The organism is Mesorhizobium sp. BR1-1-13 (assembly GCF_020165515.1).
Classification (GTDB): domain Bacteria; phylum Pseudomonadota; class Alphaproteobacteria; order Rhizobiales; family Rhizobiaceae; genus Mesorhizobium.
The window spans coordinates 85799-110328 of the sequence record NZ_JAIUIH010000017.1; the positions used below are offsets into that span (position 1 = coordinate 85799).

Here is a 24530-nt window from a genome sequence, read left to right on the forward strand (position 1 = left end):
CATTGCCGCAATGCAGCAATGCAGAAAGCGGAGAGCAAAGAGGGCACTGGCAGCGGTGGTTGTGCCGTGCCGCCTAAACGACCCTGACCGAACCCGGCCGAGCGGCCGAAACAACCGGCTGAAGCCGGAGTTCAGACCAGTGGCTTCAACTCCTGGGCGATGGTGGGCAGCAGTTCCGAGACGTTGGGGTGGATGTGCATGGCGCGCGCCAGCGTGTCCACAGGCGCCTTGGCGTACATCAGGTCAAGCACGCAATGCACGGCTTCATCGCCGCCGGGGCCAAGCACGCAGCAGCCGAGGATTTCCCTTGTGTCGGCGTCGACGAGGATCTTCATGAAGCCTTGCGTTTCGCCTTTCTCGACCGCGCGGCCGACACGGGTCATCGGCCGCTGGCCGACCAGCGCGCGGCGTCCCGACTTCTTCACCGACGCCTCGGTCATGCCGCAGCGGCCGAGCGGCGGATCGATGTAGAGAGCGTAGGCCTCGATGCGGTCGCTGACCTTGCGCGGATCATTGTCGAGCAAATTGGCCGCGACGATCTCGTAATCGTTGTAGGACGTGTGGGTGAAGGCGCCCTTGCCATTGCAGTCGCCCATTGCCCAGATGCCGGGCACGCTGGTGCGCAACTGGTCGTCGACGGTGATGAAGCCGCGTTTGTCGACCTCGATGCCGGCCTTGTCGAGGCCGAGATCGTCGGTATTGGGCGTTCGCCCCAGAGCCAGGAGCACATGTGAGCCGACGGCCGGCGGCTTGCCGGCGGAGAAGGCCACGGCAATATCCTCGCCCTGCCTGGCGAAGCTTATGGCGTCGGCGCCGAGATGGACCGCGATGCCTTCGTTTTCGAGGATCGACAGGATGGCGTCGGACACATCCTCGTCTTCGCGGCCGATCAGCCGGGAGCCCTTTTCGACAATCGTGACCTCCGCGCCGAAGCGCCGGAACATCTGCGCGAATTCGAGCGAGATGTAGCTGCCGCCGACCACCACGAGGTGGCGCGGCAGCACGTCGAGGTCCATCATCGAAGAGTTGGTGAGATAGTCGATGTCGTGGATGCCGGGCAGGTCCGGCACCGAGGCGCGGCCGCCGGTGTTGAGAAAGATCTTGCCGGCGGTCAGGAGCTCATCGCCGACGCGCACCGTGTTGGCGGATTCGAAACGCGCATGGCCGCGATAGAGCGTGCATTTGTCCATGCCGGCAATCCAGGTTTCCAGATTGCCGCGGGCGTCGTTCGACACCTTGTCCTTGCGCGCCTTGACCCTGGCATAGTCGACGCCGACCGGGCCGGAGAGGGTCACGCCATAATCCGCGGCGCGCCGCGCCAGATGCGCGGCATAGGCACTGGCGACCATGGCCTTGGTCGGCATGCAGCCGGTGTTGACGCAAGTGCCGCCGACCAGCTTGCGCTCGATTAGCGCCACGCTCATGCCGGCCGCGGTCAGCCGTGCGGCCAGCGAAGGGCCGGCCTGGCCGGCACCAATGACGATGGCATCGAAGGTTTTCGCCGTCATGCCACAGCCGCCACGATCAAGAGGCCGCCGACGATCGCGACCGCGTCCTCGATGAAGGCCGCCGGCTGGTCCTTGCCGAAAGCGGCCGCCAGCCGGCCGCGCGCCTCCGCGCCGCCGAGCGTGCCGATAACGGCCCCTATGGCGCCGGCGATCAGGCAGACGATGGTGGCGCCGCCAGTGGCGCCGATCACGGCGCCGCTGAAGGCACCGAGCAGGATACGGGCACCGAATTGCTGCGGCACCTTGCGGCTCGGCGTCGACGGCAACTGGTCGGTGACCAGCTCGACGATGGCCAGGATCGTGAAAATGCCCACAGCGGCCCAGTGGCTCATGAAGCTTGCCCAGGTGCCGGCAACCGGCAGCCAGCCGAGCCAGGCGCCCCAGGCGACGGCGGCCGGCGCGGTCATGGCGCGCAGGCCGGCAATGACCCCGATCAGAAGTGCAAGAATGTAAAGCATGTTGATCCCCCTCGATCCCGGGCCGGGACAGCCCTGAAAAGGCAAGCTACCATAGGTCCGGTATTTGGCCAGTACTTGCATAGGCGCTCTCTTACGCCGCAACCGGGCGTGGCAATGATGACGGAGGTACCGCATGGCTGAGAGCGAACGCGCAAAAATGGCGGCGGGCGAGTGGTATACGTGCATGGATGACGAATTGGAGGCGCTGCGCGGCGTGGCTGCGGGCGCCGTATTCGAGCACAATTCGCTTGCGCCCCGTCAGCGCGGCAACATCGGGCCGGCCTTGCGGGATCTGCTCGGCGGCGCGGGCGAGGGCGCCCGCATCGAGGCGCCGTTCCACTGTGCCTATGGCTTCAACATCTTTCTGGGCGACGGCGTCTTTCTCAATGCCGGCTGCATCATTCTCGACACGGCAAGCGTACGCATCGGCAAGGGAACGCTGCTCGGCCCCAATGTGCAGATCTATTGCGCCGAGCATCACAGGGAGGTCGCCGGGCGGCAAGCCGGACTGGAAGTCGCGCGGCCGGTCGAGATCGGCGCCAATGCCTGGATCGGCGGCAGCGCGGTCATCCTCGGTGGGATCAGCATCGGCGAGGGCTCTATCGTCGGCGCCGGCGCCGTGGTGACGCGCGACGTGCCCGCGAACACAACGGTGGTCGGCAATCCGGCGCGGGCGGTCAAACGCGGTTGAGTGCCCGGCGGCGCTCAGTGCGAAAGCGCGTGCGGCGACCGCTCGCCTTGGTCGGCCCGCCTGGAAAATTCACGCCGGTATTGCGTCGGTGAGGTCCTGAGACGCGCCGAAAAATGCTGGCGTAGCGAGGCGGCGCTGCCGAAGCCGGCCTCGAAGGCCACCATGTCCATCGATTTTTCCGTCGCCTCGAGCAGGCGCTGGGCCAGTTCAAGCCGTTGCTCGATCAGCCAATCGCCGAAACTGGTGCCGATCAATTTCTGGAAGCGGCGGGTGAAGGTGCGCCGGGTCAGGCCGGCGGCTTCGGCGACGCGATCCAGGCTGTGCGCTTCGCCGAGTGTCGCACGCACCGCGTCGAGTGCTTGTGTGAACTTGTCGGTATCGGCGCTCCTCGCCAGCGGACGCTCGATGAACTGCGCCTGTCCGCCTTGCCGGTGCGGGGAGAGCACGATCTGCCGCGCGAGCCGCAGTGCTGCCTCGGCGCCGTAGCGGGCGCGAACGATATGGAGGCAGCAGTCGAGTCCGGCCGCGACGCCGGCCGACGTCACCACGTCGCTATTGTCGACATAGAGCACCTCGGCATCCACCGCGATGTCGGGATGAAGCTTCTGAAGCCGCTCGGCATAGGCCCAATGCGTGGCCGCACGCCGACCGCCAAGCAGTCCGGCAGCAGCGACTGCGAATGTTCCCAGGCAAAGGCCGACGATCAGGGCACCATTGCGGTGGGCCCGCCGCAATGCCTGCGTCAGCAGTTCCGGCAGCGGGTCTTCGAGATCCCGCCAGCTCGGCACGATGACGATGTCGGCGCCATCGAGCCCCTCAAGCCCATGCGGCGCGGCGACGCTCAGCCCGGCCTCGGTGTGGACGGGATCGGCCTCGATCGCGCAGATGCGGAAGTCGAAGCGCGGCAGGCCAAACGATGTGCGATCTTCGCCGAACACCAGGCAAGGGACGGAGAGATGGAACGGGCTGATGCCGTCGAAGGCGAGGACGGCGACGATCGGGTGGGTCATGTCTGTGCCAGGGATTTCTGCGCGGGTTATGGCGGATTGTCCCAATTCTTTCGAATGATGTCAATCGGGCCACTTTCGTCCGATGGTGGCGGACCTATGCTCGGGCATCACATCAAGCCTGAAAGGAATGCATCATGTCCAAACCAGCCAGCAAGACGCCGCGCCGCGCGCTCATCGTCGTCGACGTCCAGAATGACTATGACGGCGGGAATCTCGCCATCCAGCATCCGCCGTTCCGCGACAGCGTCGTCAACGTGGCGCACGCCATGGACGCGGCAGCCGCGGCCGGCATCAAGGTGGTGGTCGTCAAGCAGATGGCGCCGGAGACGTCACCAATCTTCGCCAAGGGCGGCCATGGCGCGGAATTGCATCCCGAGATATCGAGGCGGCCACGCGACCACTATGTCGAGAAGACGCTGCCTTCCGCCTTCACCGGCACCAATCTCGAAGAGTGGCTGCGCGCCAACGCTGTCGATACGATCGTGGTGGTCGGCTACATGACGCATAATTGCGACCTGTCGACCATCATTCACGCCGTGCATATGGGCTTTGCCGTCGAGTTCCTGTCCGACGCGACCGGCTCGGTGCCTTACGCCAATAGCGCCGGCTATGCCTCGGCCGAGGAGATCCACCGCGTGGTGACAATCATCCTGCAGTCGCGCTTCGCCGCGGTGCTCAAGACCGCCGAATGGATCGAGTGCCTGAAGACCGGCACCTTGCCGGAACGCGATACGATCTTCGGCTCCAACCAGCGGGCGCTGGCTCGCAACGCTGCGTAGTCGTCTGCGGAATACAAAGGGCCCCGCATCGCTGCGGCGCCCTTTGCACTTTTTGGAATTGAGGATTTCTAGAACAGGCCTTCGATCTGGCCGGCTTCGTTGAGGAAAATCTTTTCCGACGACGGTGCCCTGGGCAGGCCGGGCATGGTCATGACCTCGCCGCAGATAATGACGACGAAGCCGGCACCCGCCGAAAGCCTGACCTCGCGCACGGGTACGGTGTGACCGGTCGGCGCCCCGCGCAGGTTCGGGTCGGTCGAGAAGGAATACTGCGTCTTGGCCATGCAGACCGGCAAGTGGCCGTAGCCGGCCTGCTCCCAGGCGTGCAACTGGTCGCGCACCGACTTGTCGGCGATCGCTTCCGAGCCGCGATAGATGCGCTGGACGATGGTGTTGATCTTCTCGAACAGCGGCATGGCGTCGGGATAGAGCGGCGCGAACTGCGAGGCACCGGATTCGGCCAGCGCCACCACTTTCTTGGCGAGATCCTCGATGCCGGCCGAGCCGTTGGCCCAGTGCTTGCACAGGATCGCCTCTTCGCCCATCGAGGCGACATAATCCTTCATCGCCTGGATTTCTCCATCCGTGTCGGAGTAGAAGTGGTTGATGGCGACTACCGCCGGCACGCCGAACTGCCTGATGTTCTCGATGTGGCGGCCGAGATTGGCGCAGCCCTTCTTCACCGCCTCGATGTTTTCCTTGCCGAGGTCTTCCTTCTTGACGCCGCCATTCATTTTCATGGCGCGTACGGTGGCGACGATGACCGCCGCCGCCGGCTTCAGCCCGGCCTTGCGGCACTTGATGTCGAAGAATTTTTCCGCACCGAGGTCGGCGCCGAAGCCGGCTTCCGTGACGACGTAGTCGGCAAGCTTGAGCGCCGTCGTGGTGGCGACCACCGAGTTGCAGCCATGCGCGATGTTGGCGAACGGGCCGCCATGCACGAAGGCCGGATTGTTCTCCAGCGTCTGCACCAGATTCGGCTGCATGGCGTCCTTGAGCAGCACGGCCATGGCGCCGTCGGCCTTGAGGTCGCGGGCATAGACAGGCGACTTGTCGCGGCGATAGGCGACGATGATGTCGCCCAGGCGCTTCTCCAGGTCCTTCAGGTCGGTGGCGAGGCACAGGATGGCCATGACCTCCGAGGCGACGGTGATGTCGAACCCGGCCTCGCGCGGATAGCCGTTGGCGACGCCGCCGAGCGAGCAGATGATCTCGCGCAACGCCCGGTCGTTCATGTCCATGACGCGACGCCAGGCGACGCGGCGGGTGTCGATGCCGAGCTCGTTGCCCCAGTAGATGTGATTGTCGATCAACGCCGACAGGAGGTTGTGCGCGGTGGTGATGGCATGGAAGTCACCGGTGAAATGGAGATTCATGTCCTCCATCGGCACGACCTGCGCGTAGCCGCCGCCGGCCGCACCGCCCTTGACGCCGAAATTCGGACCGAGCGAGGCTTCGCGGATGCAGATGATCGCTTTCTTGCCGATGCGGTTCAGGCCGTCGCCGAGGCCGACTGTGGTGGTCGTCTTGCCTTCGCCGGCCGGGGTCGGGTTGATGGCGGTGACCAGGATCAGCTTGCCGTCCTTGTTGCCCTTCGCCGATTTGATGAATTCGGCGGAGACCTTCGCCTTGTCATGGCCATAGGGCAAAAGGTGTTCGGTCGGGATGCCGATCTTGGCGCCGATCTCCTGGATCTGTTTTTTCTTCGCACCGCGGGCGATCTCGATGTCGGACTTCACTTCTGCCATGACGGCTTTCCTCTGGATTGGACGGTGGAGGGGACGGGTTGATCACTGGTGCATGTTCGATACGCCGCGCGGGCAAGGGCATGTTCTAGCCCTCTCGCTGCCGTGGCGTCAACTTTCATGCAACTATGTTTCCTATGAAGAAAATTCCTCTGCGGCGGGCCGACCTGCCTCCGGTTCTTTCTGGCTCCGCTTGCCGCGCCGTATAGAAGCCAGAGCGGGGACGCGTCCGCCGTCTCAAAACAGCCGCGCAATGCACGGAATGCGACAGACAAGGCGGCGCGAATCCGCCATCGCCGGCCTAAAGCGCATCGCGCTTCAGGCATTTGTTTCCATGCATGCCGTTCTCCCCAGGCCGGACCACTTTTGGGCCACATGCATTGGGCCGACCAGCCCTACTGCGTCAGCACGTTGCTGATTTCGACCATGTTGGAACGCACCCTGAGCACATAGAAACCCATGGTCGTCAGATGCGTGGGCAGGAGCCAGCCGTCCTCGCGGCCATTGGCGATGATGAAGGGCTGGATGCGCAGCGCCGAGACGAACTGCGCGTCCATCGTATCCCACAGGCTCTGCAGGTGCTTTTCCTTGATGACGTCCTCGAAGTCGGCCTGCGCGCCCTTCATCAGTCCGTAATAGGCGTAGAGCTGGCCATAGGCGAACCAGTAGCGGTCGTCGGCGCGGAAGTCGAACCAGCCATTGTTATGGTTTTCGGCCCGTTCCTTGAGGATGGCCGAGGTCGAACCGATATCGCTGGCGATACGGTCGATATATTGCTTCAGATTGTCGGCGCGGGCATCGAAGGTGGCCTGGCAGGTGGCGAGGCGGGCGTTGAAGGAGCGCAGCTTGCGCACGGCGTCGCGATAGTAGCTCGGGGTCGGCGTCTTCGGGCCGAACGGGCTTACACCAAAATACCAGGTGTACTCGTCGAACTGCAGATTGCCGCGCGCATCCTGCAGGTCGGCGTCGATCTGCGATGTCGTGCGCACACGGCCGAGATTGTCGGCGAGTTCGGTCGCGGTGCGGCGCACCGCCTGGTTGATGCCGCGCTGGAACGAGGCCTTGTTGTCCATCCACGGCGTGTTGTCCCAGCTGATGCCGAACAGGCCGAGCTTGTAGAGGATCATCGACGAGATCCAGGCATTTTGGTTGACGTTGAAGTCGGTCAAATCGGCGGCAATCTGGGCGATGCCGGAGTTGCCGCAGGTCCTGGCAGTGTCGGCACCGGCACCGGCGGCTACCTGTTCGCCCGCCGAGATGTTGCGCTTCTCGAACGTGTAGGTGTCGGGATAGCTCGGGTTGAAATTGTTCCACCACTGGGTGGCGTAGAAGAAATTGGCATAGAGGCCGAGTAGCACGAACAGGGCGAGGCCGAGCACGGCCTTGAGGATCCAACCGCGTTGCGCATACCAGCGGCCGGCCCACATGAACGGCCACAAGATGACGCCGATCAGGAGGCCGATGCCGCGGCCGATCCATTGGAAAATCCTGACGAAGAAGTTCACGATCGGATCGAGCATGGTTGTGTCACCCCCTCAAAGCATAATGTCAAAACGTTGCGGACTTTTTGGATAACATCATGCGCCAAAACAAGAAGTTAGAACGAAATCACGGCCGATTTCGTTCTAGTCAGTCAGGCCGTAGAGGCGCGTGCGGAACGCCACCTTGTCCTTCAGATATGTGGTTTTCAGAACGTCCACAACATGCGATCGCCAGGCGTCGCTGAAGCCCTCATAGTCCTTGTAGAAGCCCTGCTTGTTGAAGACGTAGCGCGAGACGAAGTCCGACGGCACGAAATCCGAGATCAGCCGGTTTGTCAGCCAGGCGTCGGGATGGTCGGGCTTGGCGCGGACCACCAGGAAGCGCTGCTGCGGGAACACATCCTCGATCTTGAGATGGCCGAGCTGGGCAATCTCGCGCTTGGCGGCGTTGAGGAAGGGGAAATTGCCGTCCCTGGTGATCAGGTCGGCATGGCCCTGGATCCAGGTCTGCAGCCAGACCTTGTCGACGTCGGTCAGGTTGCGATCCGGCTCGGCGTCGCGGATCAGCGCGCGCACCACCATCTCGGCGCGGTGCTCGAGATAGCCCGAGGCCTCGATCCAGGAGGCGCGCGGCAGTTCGATGCGGCCGGTGGCGGCGAGGAACTTGAACACCTTGTCGGCGTCCTTGATCGAGAGATAGCTTACCTGCCACGGCCGCGAGCGGCGGAAACCGGGGGCCGCCGGATCGCTGATGACGGTCGTCATGTCGGGGTCGACGAACACGTAGAGCCCGCCGAAATGGCTGGTCCAGTAGGCGTTGTGGCGGAAGATTACCTGGTCGGGCACCAGCGCGTTCTCGCGGATGTCGCCGCAGACCTTGGCCAGTTCCACCATGCGGCTGAGCATGGCGTTGTCGCGCCAGGCGTCAGGCTCCTGCTTCAGGCGATCGACGAGCTTGCCGAGCTCGGCGGCCTTGCCTAGCACATCCTCGGCCGACAGCACCTTGAACTCGACCTGGTTGATCGACAGCAGATCCTCGATATCGTTGACCTTGGGGATGGAATCCTCGATCTCGCCGTAGATGACGTCCTTGATGGTCAGCGCGTCTATGGCGCGCTGGTTCCTGGACATGAACTCGAACATCAGTTGCGAGGTGTTGGAGAAGGCGGTGTGCACTACCGGCAGATCGATCTGCGACGGCGTCAGGATGATGAAGCGGCGATTGACCTCATTGGGATCGAGATAGCCGTAGTCGCCGCATTCCTCCGCCACTTCGGGCGAAAAGCCGGTGCGGTCGATCTGGAAGCTGTTCAGCTTGGTGGGCTTGAGGCCGAAGGCGGCAAGCGCCTTGTTGTAACGCTGGATAAGATGCGGCTCGTCGACGACGAGCAGCCGGCCATAGATGAGTTCGTTGTCGCGCAGAAGGTCGGGCTTGCGGGCCATTATTCCTTCTCCCCATTTACGGGGAGAAGGTGCCCGAAGGGCGGATGAGGGGCACGATCTTTCCTTCTCCCCTTGTGGGAGAAGGTGGATCGGCGCGATCGCGCCGAGACGGATGAGGGGTGTTCCAGCGGAGTGAGACCTTGGCGTTCCCTGGAACACCCCACATCCGTCGCCTTCGGCGACACCTTCTCCCACAAGGGGAGAAGGAAAGGCCGGAGCGCATCACGCATTCCACAGCCCCTTCTTCTTCATCTCCTCCATCTCACGCGCCGCCCGTTCGCGCAGCCGCGCGTCGCGCAGCAGCTTTTCCACCGCGGAATCGTCGGACTTGTCGGAATAGCGGAATTCGGAATCGGCGTAGCGGTTGATCTCCTGCATGACCATGTCCATCGAGAACGGGCCGCGCAGTTCCTCGATCATCGCTTTCTTCTCGTCATAGCTCCTGTGCATGAACGCTTCTGGCTTCTCGAACCAGTCGTCGGGAAGCTCGATGTCCATGGCGCGCATCTTGATGGCGTCGGTGACGTTCTTGATGGCGCGGCCGGTGAAGCGCGGCTCGGCCTGCTTGATCAGGTGCAGGTAGGTGCCGATGTCGGCCATGGTCTTGGGCGCGCCGTTCTCCTTCATGTAGCGCTCATGGACCCGCATCAGCCCGTCCTCCTGCGGCTTCTCGTGTTCTTCATAAGCTTCGGCCACGGCGCGCTGGATCTCTTGCGCGGCGTAGAGTTCGTGGTCGCCGAGCGGGATCTTGTGGTTCTTGCCGGCGAGCAGGACGAAGATGTCGATGTAATCGTCACGCGTCTGCGGCCCGTCGACCAGCCAGCGGGCGCCGGCGCGCTGGCGCAGCGCGTCGTCGACATTCTCGGGATAGTTGGAAAACATGCCGAACGAGCAGTTGCCGCGCACCACGGTGGCGGCACCGGCGAAGGCATCCATCAGGACGCCGGTGATTTCCTGCTGGCCGGCCGAGGCGCGGTCGTCGGAACGGCGCGCCGCTACCTGGTCGATGTCGTCGATGGTGCCGAAGCCGATAACGCGCGGGTTCAACACATTGTTGATGAACTGGCGGCAGTTCTGGCCGGACTTGCCCTGATAGGAGGATATCTGGTCGACGCCGAAATTCTCATAGGCGAAGGGATAGCCGGCGACCTGGCAGTAACCATTGACCAGACCGGCGATCATCTGGATCAGCGTCGTCTTGCCGGTGCCGGGCGCGCCGTCGCCGATGAAGGTGAACAGGAAACCGCCGAGCTCGACGAACGGGTTCAGCTCGCGTTCGAAATCATAGGCCATCAGCATCTTGGCGAGCTTGACCGACTGATACTTGGCGATGTGGTTGCCGACGACCTCTTCCGGTTTCTTGAAGGTCATCACCAGCGGCTTGGAACGTTTGCCCGGCGCGACGTCGAAGCCGTCGAGTGTGAAATCGTCGGCATCGATGCGGATATGCGCGTTCTCGAACGGGCCGATGCCGTCGAAGCGGCCTTTTCGTGCCAGCAGCCCGTCGATGGCGACGCGGGCGAAGGCGCGCGCCCTGGTCATCAGCTCGGCATCGTCGGATGCGCCCGAAATCGCCTTGTCGAGGCCGGCCAGGATCGACTTCACCGCGTCCTGCGGCGTGTCGAAGAGGAAATCCGGCTCGGGAATGTCGTTGGGCGCCTCGCCGTCGCTGTCGATGAGCTGGAACAGATAGGAGGACAGGCTGAAGGCGGCAATGTAAGCCGAGGCCGACAGAAGCTTCTTGAACGTGGCGGCCTCGTCGCCTTCGAGGGGAGCGCGGGTGTTCCTGGCCTGGAGGCTTTCGAGATCCGAGCCTTCGGCGAAAACATCCGATATGGCGAGCGCGAGCGCCGTGCCGCGCCGGGCGCGAAACAAAAGTGTGTGCTGCGGGATGGTCAGCAACTGGTCGTCGGGGTGAACGGCGCCGACGGTCTTCGCCAGCTCGACCTCGCGTGTGCGGCGCACCGAACCGACCGAGACGGTGGAGACGAAGCGGCGGTTGGTGCCTGCGAGCGCGGTTCCGGATTCGCGCGAGGGATCCTCCAGTACGACGATGCGGGTGATGAAGCTCTGCGCGGTGGCGCGGTGCTTCTCGATCGCCGCTTCCGGGATGGTGGTCAGGCCGGTGTCCATGAAGGTTGCTCCGTGGTGTGACGGTCAGACGTCCGAGATAACCTGTCCGTTGGACAGGATGTGGACCTTGTATCCGGAAAAGATCTTCTGCGCTTCGCCCGCGGCATAGAGCGCCTGGTATGCCTCGTGCGGGATCAACGCGTGGTTCTCATAGCTCGACACGCCCTGGCGCGCGGCCTCGAGGTCGTCGGTGTTGATGAAGAACTCCTGCGTCGTCTTCTCGCTCGAAAACAGCCCCCTGCGGCCGGGTTTTTCGCCCTTGGAGTAGACCTCCTGGATGGTCCAGGTCAGCAGCCAGGCGTTCTCCGGCTTGCGCACCTTGGCCAGAACCTCGGTCACCGTAGAATTGTTGTCGGTGATCCCGGCCGAATAGAAGGGGCCGAGCACGACGCGCCGCAGCTGCTTGGGGTGCAGCGGCTCGAAGTCCTTGTCGAGATTGACGGCGATCGTTGCCGGCGACAGCGTATAGGCCGAGTTCTTCTCGGTGAAATCGTCGAAGCGATGGGCAAGCTCGGGATTGAGCAGGCCATCGACTGGCAATGGAATGTCGACCTTGTCATTGAGCTTGCCGTTTCTGTCGACAAGCTGGCGGACCATGCTTTCCGAGGAATCCTCCACCGTCACCATGTAAACCAGCGGCAGGTTGGCGCTGCCGTCGAACGTTGCCCAGTGGACGAGATAATAGGGCCGCGCCGTCTTCGGATTGACAGAAACCTTGGCCGTCTGCGCCAGCGTGAACGGGCCGAAGGTCTGCTCGCTCTTGACGTCCTCGAGATAGAGCCGCTCGGCCATCGACTTCTGCAATGCCTCGGGGAATTCCTTGTGGCGCAAGATGAAGTCGGCCATCTCCTCGCGCAACTCGCCGGCCAGCGGGATGTTGGCAAGCCTGGCGTCCGCCTGGCGGCGGTCGTTTTCCAGTTCGAGCAGGTTCTGGAAGACCGGGAAGCCGCTCTCGGCGCGCGAGATGCGGAACGTGTCCGTGAAGCCCAGCCGGTTGCGCCAGCAGGAGAAGGATTTGTCGAGCCGGGCGATATATTCGGCGACGATCTTGGCAACGATGCCGTGCCGGTAGAGCGGCGAACGGTCGTCGCGCATGAATACTTCCAGCCCGTTGAGCGCGGCCGTGATCGCCGAGAAATACCGCACCGCCGCGTCGTTTTCCGGGGTCATGCTACTTGCCCTGGGATTGCCGCACCTTTTCGTGCGACAATCACTGCTGCACGTAATTGGCCGAATTGTGCTTCTTCAGCACCTCGTCGAAACGGCGGGCGAAGGCGTCGTCGGCCAGCTTCTTGCGGCGCTGGATATCAGCGGTGGCAACCATGTTCTTCTCGTGCATCTCCAGCAGGTCGCCAATGTGCTTCTGCGAGGCGGCACCAATGCCGGCCATGGTCTCCTCGGCGGTGTTGTCCACCTGGCTACCCAGCGTGTTGATCTTGTGGGCGACGTCCTGCTGGGCGGCGGTCTTCAGCGAGTCTTCCAGTGCCTTGTAGAGGACGATGCGCTGCTCGGTGTCGATGGTCAGCTTGTTGATCAGCGTCGATTGCGCGGCGATCTGGTTGTTGAGCGAATCGACGAAGGTCTGGAACATCGAGGTGTAGCGCTCCAGCGTCTGGCTCTCGGCCAGCAATTCCTGTTCCTTGGCCTGCTTCTCATTGTATTCCGTGGCGAGCTTGGAACGTTCGCCCTCGAGTTGCGTGCGTTCCTTCTGGCTGGTGGAGGCGGCGATCTTGTTTTCGATGTCGAGCAGCATCGGATTGAGCTCCTCGATGCGCTTCTGCACGGTTTCCAGGTTGGACATGGTGGCCTTGCGGCGCTCGATGACCTGCGACAGGCTGGTCTCGGAGGTCTTGTAGCGCTGGTCGAGGACTTCTTTCTGCGCCTTCAATATGCCGACGATGGTGTCGGACTTGGCCAGCAGTTCCTGCAGGTTGCCGGCCAGCGACATGTTGCGGACGCGGTCGGTGCGCAGACGCTGCTTGCGTTGGCTGGAGAAGATGCCGATGAAGTTTTCCCAGCCGGTGTAGTTCTTCATGCTCTCGAACTCGGCGCCGAAAACGTTGGTGGCGTCCTCCAGCCCGATGATCAGGTCGGCGATGTTGCCTTCCATCACCTTCTGCTGCTTCAGCACGTCTTGGATGCGGGCGTTCTCGATATCGAAATTGGCGTCGCCGATCTTCTTGTCTGATGTGGCAAGTTTGTCGAGCACGGTGCCGGACTGGTCTATCTTGGTGCGCATGTCCTGGACGACCTGCTTGGTTCTGGCAATTTCGGCATCGAAATTCTGCAATGTCGCCATAAGGGCCTCCCGCTCCGGCATCAGGTCGCTGATTGCGAACAGCGGCGAATATATGTGGGGCTTCAGGGGATTGAAAGACGTGAAGACAGGGGTGCTTCGAAAACAAAAACCTTGCCCGCGCCCTTGAAACGCAATCGATCCGCGATCATGGCGAAAGGATCGTTTGGAATGCGCGTGGTTCAACTGTCATTGAACTTCAACGTCGGCGGATGTCGGCCAGGCATTCAATCCCCGCTGCCACGAATGCCTGAAATCCGACAGAGCATTGAACGCGGTGAGGACGGTGGCAGCTCGGCGTCCGTAGCGGGGACGGAATAATCCTGGCTCAGGGCTTGGGATCGGCCTTCAGATAAGCGATGACATTAGCGATGTCGTCGTCGCTGCTTAGGCCGGCGAAGGCCATCTTGTTACCGGGCACTTTTTGCCGCGGCGCCTTCAGATACTCGGCGAGGTTGGCCTCGTCCCAGACGAGACCAGCGGCGCCTGCACTCTTCATCGCTTCGGAGTAATGGCCGAGGAAGCTCTCGGCACTGCCGGCGGCGCGGCCGACGACACCCATCAGATGCGGGCCGACCTTGTCGCGGTCGCTCGCTGCTTCATGGCAGGCCATGCATCGGTTGAAGACCCTCTTGCCCAGTACCGGATCGCCGCCGGCATGGGCGGCAAGGACGCCGGCAAGCAGAAAGGCTGCGGCAGACGAAGCGGCTCGAAACATGGCTATCCCCGACGAGTTCCTGGCTGGACCGAGAGGACGCAAAATAGGGCCGAGGCCTTAACAAACGCTGCATCGTGGCGGATCGCTGAGGACTGCACCATGGCGGCAAGAACGGCGGCCGTGATGCCACAGCCCGGTCAAGGCGCGACAAAGCCGATGAAATCGTCGGGGGCGGCGCGGCCCATTTCTTCTTCCCAGTGGCGGCGGCAGAGCGAGACATAGACGTCCTTGCCGATCGCCACCTGCTCGCCTTGCCTTGCGACCTTGCCGTCAGGGCCGAGGCGCACCACCATCGTCGCCTTACGACCGCAGCGGCAGATGGTGCGCACTTCGCGCAGCTCATCGGCTATGGCCAGCAACGCGCGCGAGCCGGAAAACAGCTTGCCCTGGAAATCCGTGCGCAGGCCATAGCACATGACCGGAATGTCGAGCCGGTCGGCGATCCGGGCGAGCTGCCAGACCTGCTCCTCCTCGAGGAACTGCGCCTCGTCGACGAAGACGCAATGCACGGCACCGTGCTGATGATGTTCGGCGACGCGGGCGAACAGGTCGTCGCCGTCACGAAACATCTCGGCTTCCGTTTCCAGTCCGATGCGTGACGAAATCAAGCCGGTGTCGCCCTTGCGGTAGTGGCCGGCGACGAACAGCATCGTCGTCATGCCGCGCTCTTGGTAATTGTACGAAGCCTGCAAGAGCATCGTCGTCTTGCCCGCATTCATCGTCGCATAGTGGAAATACAGTTTGGCCATGGCGCCCTTTTTAAGCCCACTTGTCCCGGCGCGGGGAGGGGCCATGGAAGGCCTTCCACCAAAAAAGCCGGCTTGCATGGAAAAAAAAGCGGCAGACGTGTCGCTGATCGGCCAGCCCGCGCCGTTGATCGTGATTGCCTTAATGCTTGAAACCGCACGAGAATGGTGTTTGGCTGACGAACAAGGCGGGCGTAAAAACCGTGACTTCGCTTCGCCAAAGAATCGAAATGGGAGAATACAGATGTCGCGTATGAATTCCTTCGTCGCAGGCCTCGGCCTTGCGGCTTTCTTGTCGACGAGCGCCGCCTTCGCCGGGGATCCGGCAAGCTGCAAGACGGTGCGCCTTTCCGATGTCGGCTGGACCGATATCCAGGCGACGACCGGCATAGCCTCGGTGCTGCTCACGGCGCTCGGCTACGAGCCACAGGTGATCCAGCTGTCGGTGCCGGTGACGATGGCGTCGTTGAAGAACAAGGACCTGGACGTCTTCCTCGGCAACTGGATGCCGTCGATGACCAACGACATCAAGGACTACACCGCCGACGGTTCGATCGAGACCATCAGCACGAACCTGACCGGTGCCGGTTACGGCATCGTCGTGCCTACCTATGTGGCGGATGCCGGCGTCAAGACATTGACCGATCTCGGCAAGTTCAAGGACAAGTTCAACGGCAAGATCTACGGCATCGAGGCCGGCAATGACGGCAATCGCATCATCCTCGACATGATCAAGAACCCTAAGGACAATCTGGAAGGCTTCGAGCTGGTCGAATCCTCGGAGGCCGGCATGCTGACGCAGGCCGAGCAGTCGATGAAGAACAATGAATGGATCGCCTTCCTCGGCTGGACGCCGCATCCGGTGATGGGGGCCATGAAGATCACCTATCTCGACGGCATGGGCGACAGCGGCTTCGGCGCCGCCACCGTCTACACCAATGTGCGCAAGGGCTATACAACCGAGTGCCCGAACGCCGGCAAGTTGATCGCCAACCTCAAGTTCAACCTGGATATGGAAGGCCAGTTGATGGACGCCATCCTCAAGGGCGGCGACGCCCAGACTGTCGCGACCGACTGGTTGAAGAAAAATCCGGACGCCGTGACGCCTTGGATCGCCGGCGTGACCACCTTCGACGGCGGCGATGCGGCGGCGGCTATCAAGACCGCGCTGGGAAGCTGAGCGCTGGGAAGCTGAGCCGACTGATTTCGGCATGAGCGGAACGAGGGCAGCCACTGGAAAAGGCTGCCCTTTTTCATATGCTGTGAGAAGATGACGTGACGACAGCGGGCGCCGCGCCAGGGGAATGCCGGTAGGAGAGGGGGCAAGATGGATCCGATTTCCAAATTCCTGGTCAGCTACAAGATTCCCATCGGGCCGTGGGGCAAGGCGTTCTTCGGATTCCTCACCGACAATTTCGACACCGTGTTCAGGGCCTTCTCCAACGGCCTGAATTTCATCCTCGACGGCCTGGTCGACCTCCTGCTGATGGTGCCGCCGGTGCTGCTGGCACTCATCATCGCCATCATCGCCTGGCTGCTGCAGCGTTCGCGCCCGCTCGCCATCGGCGTTTTCCTCGGCCTGATCTTCATCATCAACCAGAACCTGTGGAAGCAGACGGTGCAGACGCTGGTGCTGGTTGTGGCCGCCGCCGCCATGGCGATGGCCATCGGCGTGCCGCTCGGCATCTGGGCGGCGCACAAGCCGAAGGTCTATCGCTTCATGCTGCCGGTGCTCGACCTGATGCAGACGCTGCCGACGTTCGTCTATCTGATCCCGGTGCTGACGCTGTTCGGCCTCGGCAACGCGCCCGGCCTTATCGTCACCATCATCTTCGTCATCCCGACCGCGGTCCGGCTCACGCATCTCGGCGTCGTCTCGGTGCCCAAATCGATCATCGAAGCCGGCGAGGCCTTCGGCGCCACCAGGAGCCAGCTGCTGTGGAAGGTTGAACTGCCCTCGGCGCTGCCCACCATCATGGCGGGCCTGACCCAGTCGATCATGCTGTCGCTGTCAATGGTGGTGTTCGCAGCACTGATCGGCGCCGGCGGGCTCGGCACCGAGATCAACCGCGCGCTCGGTTCGCGCCGCATCGATCTCGGCCTCGAGGCCGGGCTCGCCATCGTCGTGCTCGCCATCGTGCTCGACCGCATGACCCGCATTGGCGTTGGAGGCAAGAAATGACCGTCGCCGTCGATTTCAGGAACGTCGATATCGTCTTCGGCGCCGACCAGGCGGGTTCGCTGGCGCTGATCGACAAGGGTGCGACGCGCGCCGAGATCCTCGAGCAGACCGGCAATGTGCTCGGCTGCGCCGGCGCCAGCCTCACCGTGCATGAGGGCGAGATTTCCGTCCTCATGGGTCTGTCCGGCTCGGGCAAGTCGACACTGCTGAGAGCGGTCAATCGCCTGAACGTCGTCTCGCGCGGCCAGGTTCTGGTCAAGGATGGCGACCGCACCGTCGATGTCGTCACCTGCGACGAGGCCACCTTGCGGCGCCTGCGGCAGAAGCAGGTTGCCATGGTGTTCCAGCAGTTCGGCCTGCTGCCGTGGCGGACGGTGGAAGAGAATGTCGGGCTTGGCCTCGAACTTGCCGGCGTGCCGGACGCCGAGCGCAAGGAGCGCGTGCACAGGCAGCTCAAGCTGGTCAATCTCGAGCAGTGGTCGAAGAAATACGCGCATGAGCTTTCGGGTGGCATGCAGCAGCGCGTCGGGCTGGCGCGCGCCTTCGCCACCGAGGCGCCGATCCTTTTGATGGACGAGCCGTTCTCCGCGCTCGATCCGCTGATCCGCACCAAGCTGCAAGACGAATTGCTTCAGCTGCAGGCCGAACTGAAGAAGACCATCATCTTCGTCAGCCACGACCTCGAGGAAGCGCTGAAGATCGGCAGCCACATCACAATCATGGAGGGCGGACGCATCGTGCAGACTGGTGCGGCGGAGGACATCGTGCTCAAGCCCGCCAACGATTATGTCCGCGACTTTATCGCCAATGTGAATCCGCTGTCGGTGCTCACCGCCTGGAACGTGATGCGCGACCGCCGCGACCTCGAACAAGGCAAGGACGGCTGGGTGTGGCTCGACCGGCGCAAGACGACGCGCTTCAAGATCGACGATCATGGCCTCGTGGCGGCGGCTGAACGTGACGGCAAGCCGGCGGTATGGGTGTCGTGCGCCGACGTCGAAGGCCAGTCCGAGGAAGCGGCTCAGGTGTTCTGGGCCAATCCCGGAACGTCGCTGAAGACGGTGATGCTCGCCATGCACCGGTCGCAGACCGCGCCCGTGGCGCTGTTCGATGACCAGTCGCGCTTCGTCGGCGCGATCGGCATCAGGGACGTGCTGAGCGCGGTGCTGCGGCGGTAATCCCTCAGTCGCGTCTCAAGTCGCCAGCGGCAGGCGTAGCTCCGTCAGCAGGCCGCCGTCCGGATGGTTGGACAGGCGGATCTCGCCGCCGGCGGCGCGCGCGATGTTGCGAGCGATGGTGAGGCCGAGGCCAAGGCCGCCGGTCTGGCGGTTGCGGGACTGTTCCAGGCGCACGAAAGATCCGAACACGGCGTCGATCTGGGCTTGCGGAATGCCCGGCCCCTCATCACGTATGGCCAGCGTGATCATGTCGCCCGACCGGTACAGGCCGAGATGCGCCTTCTTGCCGTAGGTGACGGCATTTTGCACAAGATTGGTGACGCAGCGCTTGAGCGCGACCGGCCGCGCCATGCAGATCAGGCCGCGCGAGCGCGTATCATCATTGTCGAAGGAGACCTCGGCGTAGCCGTCGGCGATCGATTCCACCAGCGACCAGAAGTCGATGCGCTCGCTCTTTTCTTCGTTCACCTCGAAAGTGGCGAAGTCGATAACCGAGCTGGCGATGCTCTCGACATCGGCGAGATCGTGCGCCAATGCCTCGCGAACCGCGGATTTGCGCAACAGCTCCAGGCGCAGCCGCATTCTGGTCATCGGCGTGCGCAGGTCGTGCGCCAGCGCTGCGGCCAGGTGCTCACGGTCCTCGACATATTCACGCAGTCTCGCCTGCATGGCGTTGATCGCCTTGGCGGCAGCGCGCACCTCGCGGCTGCCGCTTTCGGCGATCGGCGGGCTCTTGAGGTCATTGCCGATCCGGTTCACGGCGGTTTCCATCATCCGGTAGGGCGCGGTCAGCCGGCGCAGCGACCAGATCGACATGATCACCACCAGCCCCGCTATCAGCGAATAGAGCGGCAGGCTGTCGAAGCTCAGGATCGGGCCGACCGGCGTGATCGGCTCGGTGAAGTTCAGCCATTGGCCGTCGGCGAAGCGCAGCGAGGCGGTCAGCTTGTCGCTCTGGGCGAAGTTCGCCGCCAGCACCAGGAGGTCGCGTTCCACCTGGCCGACGTCCCTGTTCATGACCTCGCCGCCGGGGCTGTCGGATTCCTGCGTCGCCGGATCGCGCCGGACGCGCGCGTCGGTGACGCCGAACTTCGACAGCCGTCCAACGAGAATGTCTTCCAGCTCGGCGAGTTCATCGTCGCCGGCGATCGACGAGGTGACCGCGGGGGTGTCTGAAACCGTGAGAGCATAGGTAGCGTTGAACAGGCCGGATGCGGTCGCCTTGCGTTCCTCGGGCGTGGCGGCATGCATCAGCTGCACCAGCGAATAGGCGCGGTCGTTGAGGCGGTAGAGATCGACCACGTCATTGGCGGCCGCGCGGTCGCGCGACACGATGTAGAGCGTCGCGACCTGACTGATCAACAGGCCGGCAATGACGATCAGCAGCACCCACACAGGCAGGGTCTGCGGCAGGAAACGTCTCATTCGGAAGTCGTTTCGGGGAGGAACTGATAGCCGCCGCTGCGCACCGTCAGGATCAGCTTGGGCGTCTTGGGGTCATCTTCCATCTTGCGCCGCAGCCGGCTGACCAGGATGTCGATGCTGCGGTCGAAGGAATAATCGCTATCACCGCCGGAGAGTTCGATGAGTTGGTCGCGGGTCAGCACGCGCTGTGCGCTCTTGACGAAGGTCTGCAACAGGTTGAACTCCGCCATGGTCAGTTCGACCCTGACGTCGTCGGGCGCGGTCAGCCGGCGCCGCGAACAATCCATCGTCCAGCCGGCGAAGCGATAGATCTGCTTCGATGTGGCGCGCTTGGGCTCGGAGGCGCCGTTGCGCCGCAGCACGGCGCGTATGCGGGCCAGCAATTCGCGGGGGTCGAAAGGTTTGGGCACATAGTCGTCGGCGCCCATCTCGAGGCCAACCACGCGGTCTGTCGTCTCGGTCACGGCGGTCAACATGATGATCGGCGTCGAATACTGGGCCCGGATGTCACGGCACAGTTCCAGCCCGCTCCTGCCGGGCAGCATGACGTCGAGCACGATGAGATCGACCTGTGCACGGCGCAGGATCGTTTCCATCTCGGTGCCGTCGGCGGCAACCGATGTGTGCAGGCCGCGCTTCTGGAAGAACTCCTGCAGCAGGTCGCGAATGCCCTTGTCGTCGTCGACGATCAGTATGTGTGCGTCGGATTTCACGGGGATCCTGTCTTCGTTGACCTGCCAAGCCGGCAGGCGGCCACCCACACGATAGAATTCGGGCCATATGTTGGCCAGTGCCTTGGATTTCAAGGCAAGGTAAATCTGGCAATCTCCACACCGAATGCCCTGGAGGCCTTCCCGCCCGGGGCGCACAGACACAATCCAGAAACAAAATTCTATAATCGGGAAAAACTCCTGAAAAACTAGGCCGGCATAACGGTGCCGTGGCGGTCATGTCATTTGGCCGCGACGCAAGTCTCCGGGTTCACGGATTAACCGATGCCAAGGTTGTCGATCAGTTTGCTGGGTGCGTTGATGGGCATTTCGCTCGTCACAGCCGCTGCTGGACAATCGGATGCAAAAGTGACGCTCACCACCCGGACCGAGCGGTGTGCCAATCTCAGCCACCAATTCGACGAAGCCCTCGAAACCCATGCCACGGCAACGCAGGTCACCGCGGCAAAGGCACTTCAGAGAAAGGGCAACCGGTACTGCGCCGCCAAGAAACAGGCACAGGGCATCCGGATGCTCGCCAACGCTCTGAAGCTGCTGGGGGTGACACCGAACGACCCGGTTCAGTGACACTCGAAACCCGACCCGCATGAAAAGGAAATGAAGCCATGAAAAAGTCCATCCTCTCCGCCACCGGTCTCGCCGTTGCTCTCGCCTTCGCCATGCCGGCTCTCGGCAACGCCGCTGCCACCACGACCGCCGCTCCGGCTGCTTCCTCGACGACCACCGCTCCGGCGACCACGACCGCCAAGCCTCCGGTGAAGAAGGTCGCTGCCAAGAAGCACAAGAAGGCCGCCAAGAAGACTGTCAAGAAGACCGACAAGAAGGTCGCTCCGAAGGCTTAATCCAGGTCGGGCACCACTGCCTGCCTTGTGACAAGGCCGCTCCAGTTGCGTTTTGGCTGGAGCGGCCTTCTTCCTGTCCGACAAAGCGGAAGGCCGCGTATCGGCGTGAAGCGGACGGACAGACCCCAACGATGTACCCGAAGCCGGTGCCGGCGGCTTTCGCCTCGACCGACCCTTAACCCGATTGCAAGGCCGGCCCTGTAGGAAATCCGCATGAAGCGGCTTTCGTCCATTCTGCGCTCGATCGTGCTTGGTGGCCTGGTTGCCACCGGCGCCGCCCGGCTGCTGATCCTGTTCACCGCCAGCCCCGTGCCGGATCCTGCCAGCGGCCGTACCGAGCCGTCGCTGTTCGCGCCCGTCATTTCCACCGACTGGGATTACATCACGCCCGCGCAGACCTGGCTGCTCATTGCCCTTGCCAGCGTGACGCTGATCTGCGTCGTTGCCTGGCCGGTCGCGTCCTGGATGGAACGCCGGTCGGATGCGGCCGGGAACCTGCCGCCTTCCCGGCGCGGCCTCGGCCGCCAGGGCCGTTGAACTGCGGCCGACACTTCCCACATAGCTCTGTGATTGGACGCTCGCTTTCGCCCGTGCGAAATAAGGGCGAAACCGAGGCTCGCGCAATTGTCGGCTCCCATGCCTGAAATCACGACAAAACCCCGTACGCAGACCCTGCCCAAGACAGAGCGGCCGAAGCTTTACAAGGTCATCCTGCTCAACGACGATTTCACGCCGCGTGAATTCGTGGTGACGGTGCTGAAGGGCGAGTTCAAGCTCAGCGAAGACCAGGCGCATCGGGTGATGATCACGGCGCATCGGCGCGGCGTCTGCGTCGTCGCCGTCTTCACCAAGGACGTCGCGGAGACCAAGGCGACACGGGCCACCGACGCCGGCAAGGCCAAGGGCTATCCGCTGATGTTCACAACGGAGCCTGAGGAGTAGAGCAGGGCTCCTTCATAGCCTTGGCTCCCTTCGCAACGCCGATAATTGGCGAAACCATCCGCGACAGCGTCTTTTCCCCGTCACTATACGGGGAGAAGGAAGCTACCGCCCTTCGCGGTACCACATCGAACCCATCGCCAGCAGCAGCAGGCCGAGACCGAGGAAGCCGCCGAACAGCGGCACGCGCGAGACCGCCTTGAGCACGCTGTCGTCGGTGGTGCGCAGGCCGATCCAGTCGGCGCCGGACGCTTCTCCCGAGGACCGTACGGGGACGATCGAGGGCAAGGTCACGTCGCCGCCTCCAAGGGGCGATCCCGCAAGCCTGCGAACGCTGCCGCCGGTGGCTTCGGCGGGAGCCTTCAGCCGGTCCTGCGTGGAAACGACGTCGGCGAATTCGGGTGCGTTAACCGGCCCGACATGGGCGAGCGCGGTAAGGTCGCCATTGCCGACCTGGTAAAGGCCGATCTCGGAAGTCTGGGCGCTACCCAGGAAGACACCGGGTTCGGATTTTTCGAGCTTGACGGTGATGGTCTTGCCGGAGGGCGTGATGATCTGGGCCGGGCCGGGGTCGTCGGCCATGGTCTGGCGACGGATCTCCAGCACCATGCCGCGCCCGTCGGCGGTCAGCCGTTCCTCCTCGAGCTCTGGCTCCTTCATCAGCCAGTGGGCGATACGGCGGTAGAGCTGGACATGCGGGCCGCCGCCTTCGAAGCCGCGCGCCCACAGCCAGCCCTGGTCGGACAGAAGCATGCCGACGCGGCCTTCTCCCTTGCGGTCGAGCAGGAGCAGCGGCCGGTTGTCGGCTCCCTTCATCACCACCTCGCCTTCGGGATTCTGCACGCCGATGGTGCGGAACCAGCGGCTCCAGTGCGGCGGCTCGCTGGCAGAACCGTCGAGACCGCGCGTCACCGGATGGCGCTGGCCGATGTCGGTGAGGCGTGGATAGAACGCCTTGTCGACGACCTCGCCGGTCGGCATCGCCGGCAGCGCCGACATCAGCGGCGTGCGCGCGATCGAGCTTTCACCGGCATATTCGGGTCCGGCCGCAATCAGCAGCGCGCCGCCCTTTTCGACATATTCGGAGATGTAGTCGTAGTAGAGGATCGGCAGCACGTCGCGGTGCTGGTAGCGGTCGAAGATGATCAGGTCGAAATCCTTGATCTTCTCGACGAACAGTTCCCGCGTCGGGAAGGCGATCAGCGACAATTCGTTGATCGGCGTGCCGTCCTGCTTTTCCGGCGGCCGCAGGATGGTGAAATGGACGAGATCGACCGAGGCGTCGGATTTCAACAGATTGCGCCAGGTGCGCTCGCCCGCATGCGGTTCGCCGGAGACGAGCAGCACGCGCAGGTTCTCGCGAATGCCGTCTACCAGCGCGATGGCGCGGTTGTTGGTGTCGGTGAGCTCGCCGGGCTCGCGATCGATGGCGAGTTCGATGATGTTGCGCCCGGCGCTGGGAATGGTCACCTGCAGCGGCATGGCCTGGCCGACGGTGGCATGCTCGACCGCGATCTGCTCGCCATTGACCGAAACGCGCACATCGACCGGCCCGGTCTCGTTGCTGGTTGAAATGACGCGATAGGTCATATCGAGCGGCTTGCCGACGAGGGCGAAGCGCGGCGCGTTCTCGAAACGTATGCGGCGATCCTTCTCGTGGTCGTTGCCGGTGATCAAGGCGTGCAGCGGGGCATTGAAATCAGGCGCGCCGGCGGGTGCGTCATGCACTTCGCCATCGGTGATCATGACGGCGCCGCCGATGCGCGAGGGCGGCACATCGCGGAAGGCGTTTTCGAGCGCGCCGAACAGCCGCGTTTCCGTGCGTTCCTCGGCGGCTTCCGACTTGCCGGCCTCGACGACACGGACGTCAAACTGCTTGAAGCGGCCGAGGCGCTGCTCAAGCCCGGCCAGCGCCTCGTCGGTCTGTTTGGTCCGTTCACCGATGTCCTGGCTCTGGCTGCGGTCGACGATCAGGGCGACCACGCTTTGCTGCGGCTCGCGCTCCTCGTTGAGGAACACCGGATTGAAGAGAGCGGCGGCGAGCGCCAGCAAGGCGACGAGGCGCAGAACCGCGCCGCGCTGGCGAAACCACAGGCCGACGGCCGCGAGCAGGGCCAGCGGCACCAGCACCAGGGCCAAAAGCGGCCAGGAGATCAGCGGTTCGAAGGAGATAGACCAGTTCACGTCTTACCCTCCGCTTTGCAGGGGAGGGCAGATCCGCGGGG

Annotated in this window: 23 protein-coding genes; 9 read left to right on the plus strand and 14 right to left on the minus strand. The window is 63.3% G+C overall.

Annotation, left to right across the window (positions count from 1 at the left end; translation table 11 throughout):
- Positions 1-131 precede the first annotated feature (131 nt).
- Together LB533_RS27915 and LB533_RS27920 are read right to left on the minus strand one after the other, a co-directional pair.
- Entirely contained in the window at positions 132-1508 is a 1377-nt protein-coding gene (locus tag LB533_RS27915) for an FAD-containing oxidoreductase (protein ID WP_140639765.1), read from the minus strand.
- Positions 1505-1966, minus strand: coding sequence for a DUF4126 domain-containing protein (locus tag LB533_RS27920; RefSeq protein ID WP_140516958.1), 462 nt, complete (start codon positions 1964-1966; stop codon positions 1505-1507). The genes LB533_RS27915 and LB533_RS27920 overlap by 4 nt, the downstream gene beginning before the upstream one ends.
- Before the next feature lie 133 nt (positions 1967-2099).
- On the opposite strand from LB533_RS27920, the gene LB533_RS27925 reads away from it, so the two are divergent.
- A complete protein-coding gene (locus tag LB533_RS27925; protein WP_140639764.1) occupies positions 2100-2657 on the plus strand; it encodes a sugar O-acetyltransferase in 558 nt (185 codons plus the stop codon).
- 14 nt (positions 2658-2671) lie between these two features.
- On the opposite strand, the gene LB533_RS27930 is transcribed toward LB533_RS27925, so the two are convergent.
- On the minus strand, positions 2672-3667 hold the full coding sequence (locus LB533_RS27930) for a GlxA family transcriptional regulator (protein ID WP_140639763.1): 996 nt from the start codon (positions 3665-3667) through the stop codon (positions 2672-2674).
- Positions 3668-3801: 134 nt separating this feature from the next.
- On the opposite strand from LB533_RS27930, the gene LB533_RS27935 reads away from it, so the two are divergent.
- Positions 3802-4446, plus strand: coding sequence for a cysteine hydrolase family protein (locus LB533_RS27935; RefSeq protein ID WP_140639762.1), 645 nt, complete (start codon positions 3802-3804; stop codon positions 4444-4446).
- Positions 4447-4514: 68 nt separating this feature from the next.
- Here LB533_RS27935 and LB533_RS27940 read toward each other — a convergent pair whose 3' ends face one another.
- From LB533_RS27940 to LB533_RS27975, 8 genes are all read right to left on the minus strand, one after another.
- Complete coding sequence (locus LB533_RS27940) at positions 4515-6194, minus strand: formate--tetrahydrofolate ligase (RefSeq protein WP_140639761.1); 1680 nt, start codon at positions 6192-6194, stop codon at positions 4515-4517.
- Between the two features lie 392 nt (positions 6195-6586).
- A complete protein-coding gene (locus tag LB533_RS27945; RefSeq protein WP_140639760.1) occupies positions 6587-7711 on the minus strand; it encodes a DUF2333 family protein in 1125 nt (374 codons plus the stop codon).
- A 105-nt stretch (positions 7712-7816) separates the two neighbouring features.
- Complete coding sequence (locus tag LB533_RS27950) at positions 7817-9115, minus strand: DUF6638 family protein (protein ID WP_140639759.1); 1299 nt, start codon at positions 9113-9115, stop codon at positions 7817-7819.
- 222 nt (positions 9116-9337) lie between these two features.
- Positions 9338-11248 (minus strand): AAA family ATPase, encoded by a 1911-nt coding sequence (locus LB533_RS27955; RefSeq protein ID WP_140639758.1) that lies wholly within the window; start codon positions 11246-11248, stop codon positions 9338-9340.
- A gap of 24 nt (positions 11249-11272) precedes the next feature.
- Positions 11273-12418 (minus strand): hypothetical protein, encoded by a 1146-nt coding sequence (locus tag LB533_RS27960; RefSeq protein WP_140639757.1) that lies wholly within the window; start codon positions 12416-12418, stop codon positions 11273-11275.
- A gap of 40 nt (positions 12419-12458) precedes the next feature.
- Positions 12459-13547, minus strand: coding sequence for a hypothetical protein (locus tag LB533_RS27965; protein WP_140639756.1), 1089 nt, complete (start codon positions 13545-13547; stop codon positions 12459-12461).
- Between the two features lie 325 nt (positions 13548-13872).
- Positions 13873-14262: a c-type cytochrome gene (locus LB533_RS27970; protein WP_140639755.1), complete on the minus strand. Its 390-nt coding sequence runs from the start codon at positions 14260-14262 to the stop codon at positions 13873-13875.
- 137 nt (positions 14263-14399) lie between these two features.
- The gene (locus tag LB533_RS27975) at positions 14400-15011 is read right to left on the minus strand and encodes a thymidine kinase (protein ID WP_140639754.1); all 612 of its coding nucleotides are present in this window, start codon (positions 15009-15011) and stop codon (positions 14400-14402) included.
- Positions 15012-15252: 241 nt separating this feature from the next.
- On the opposite strand from LB533_RS27975, the gene LB533_RS27980 reads away from it, so the two are divergent.
- From LB533_RS27980 to choV, 3 genes are all read left to right on the plus strand, one after another.
- The gene (locus LB533_RS27980; protein ID WP_140639753.1) at positions 15253-16188 is read left to right on the plus strand and encodes a choline ABC transporter substrate-binding protein; all 936 of its coding nucleotides are present in this window, start codon (positions 15253-15255) and stop codon (positions 16186-16188) included.
- A gap of 147 nt (positions 16189-16335) precedes the next feature.
- Complete coding sequence (choW, locus tag LB533_RS27985; RefSeq protein WP_140639752.1) at positions 16336-17190, plus strand: choline ABC transporter permease subunit; 855 nt, start codon at positions 16336-16338, stop codon at positions 17188-17190.
- The gene (gene choV / locus LB533_RS27990; protein ID WP_140516936.1) at positions 17187-18368 is read left to right on the plus strand and encodes a choline ABC transporter ATP-binding protein; all 1182 of its coding nucleotides are present in this window, start codon (positions 17187-17189) and stop codon (positions 18366-18368) included. The genes choW and choV overlap by 4 nt, the downstream gene beginning before the upstream one ends.
- 15 nt (positions 18369-18383) lie before the next feature.
- On the opposite strand, the gene LB533_RS27995 is transcribed toward choV, so the two are convergent.
- Both LB533_RS27995 and LB533_RS28000 read right to left on the minus strand, forming a co-directional pair.
- Positions 18384-19793 carry an ATP-binding protein gene (locus LB533_RS27995; protein ID WP_140639751.1) on the minus strand — a complete coding sequence of 470 codons (1410 nt, stop codon included), beginning with the start codon at positions 19791-19793 and terminating at the stop codon, positions 18384-18386.
- Positions 19790-20506, minus strand: a complete 717-nt coding sequence (locus tag LB533_RS28000) for a response regulator (RefSeq protein WP_140639750.1) — start codon at positions 20504-20506, stop codon at positions 19790-19792. Before LB533_RS28000 ends, LB533_RS27995 begins: the two co-directional genes overlap by 4 nt.
- A gap of 282 nt (positions 20507-20788) precedes the next feature.
- Between LB533_RS28000 and LB533_RS28005 the strand changes: the two genes are divergently transcribed.
- The 4 genes from LB533_RS28005 to clpS all read left to right on the plus strand — a co-directional run bounded on the left by LB533_RS28005 (position 20789) and on the right by clpS (position 22308).
- Positions 20789-21091, plus strand: a complete 303-nt coding sequence (locus LB533_RS28005) for a hypothetical protein (protein ID WP_140549836.1) — start codon at positions 20789-20791, stop codon at positions 21089-21091.
- Between the two features lie 38 nt (positions 21092-21129).
- Positions 21130-21366 (plus strand): hypothetical protein, encoded by a 237-nt coding sequence (locus LB533_RS28010; protein ID WP_140639749.1) that lies wholly within the window; start codon positions 21130-21132, stop codon positions 21364-21366.
- A gap of 213 nt (positions 21367-21579) precedes the next feature.
- Entirely contained in the window at positions 21580-21903 is a 324-nt protein-coding gene (locus LB533_RS28015) for a hypothetical protein (protein WP_140639748.1), read from the plus strand.
- 99 nt (positions 21904-22002) lie between these two features.
- Entirely contained in the window at positions 22003-22308 is a 306-nt protein-coding gene (clpS, locus tag LB533_RS28020; protein WP_140496053.1) for an ATP-dependent Clp protease adapter ClpS, read from the plus strand.
- A 102-nt stretch (positions 22309-22410) separates the two neighbouring features.
- On the opposite strand, the gene LB533_RS28025 is transcribed toward clpS, so the two are convergent.
- The gene (locus tag LB533_RS28025) at positions 22411-24489 is read right to left on the minus strand and encodes a hypothetical protein (protein WP_140639747.1); all 2079 of its coding nucleotides are present in this window, start codon (positions 24487-24489) and stop codon (positions 22411-22413) included.
- Between the last annotated feature and the right edge of the window lie 41 nt (positions 24490-24530).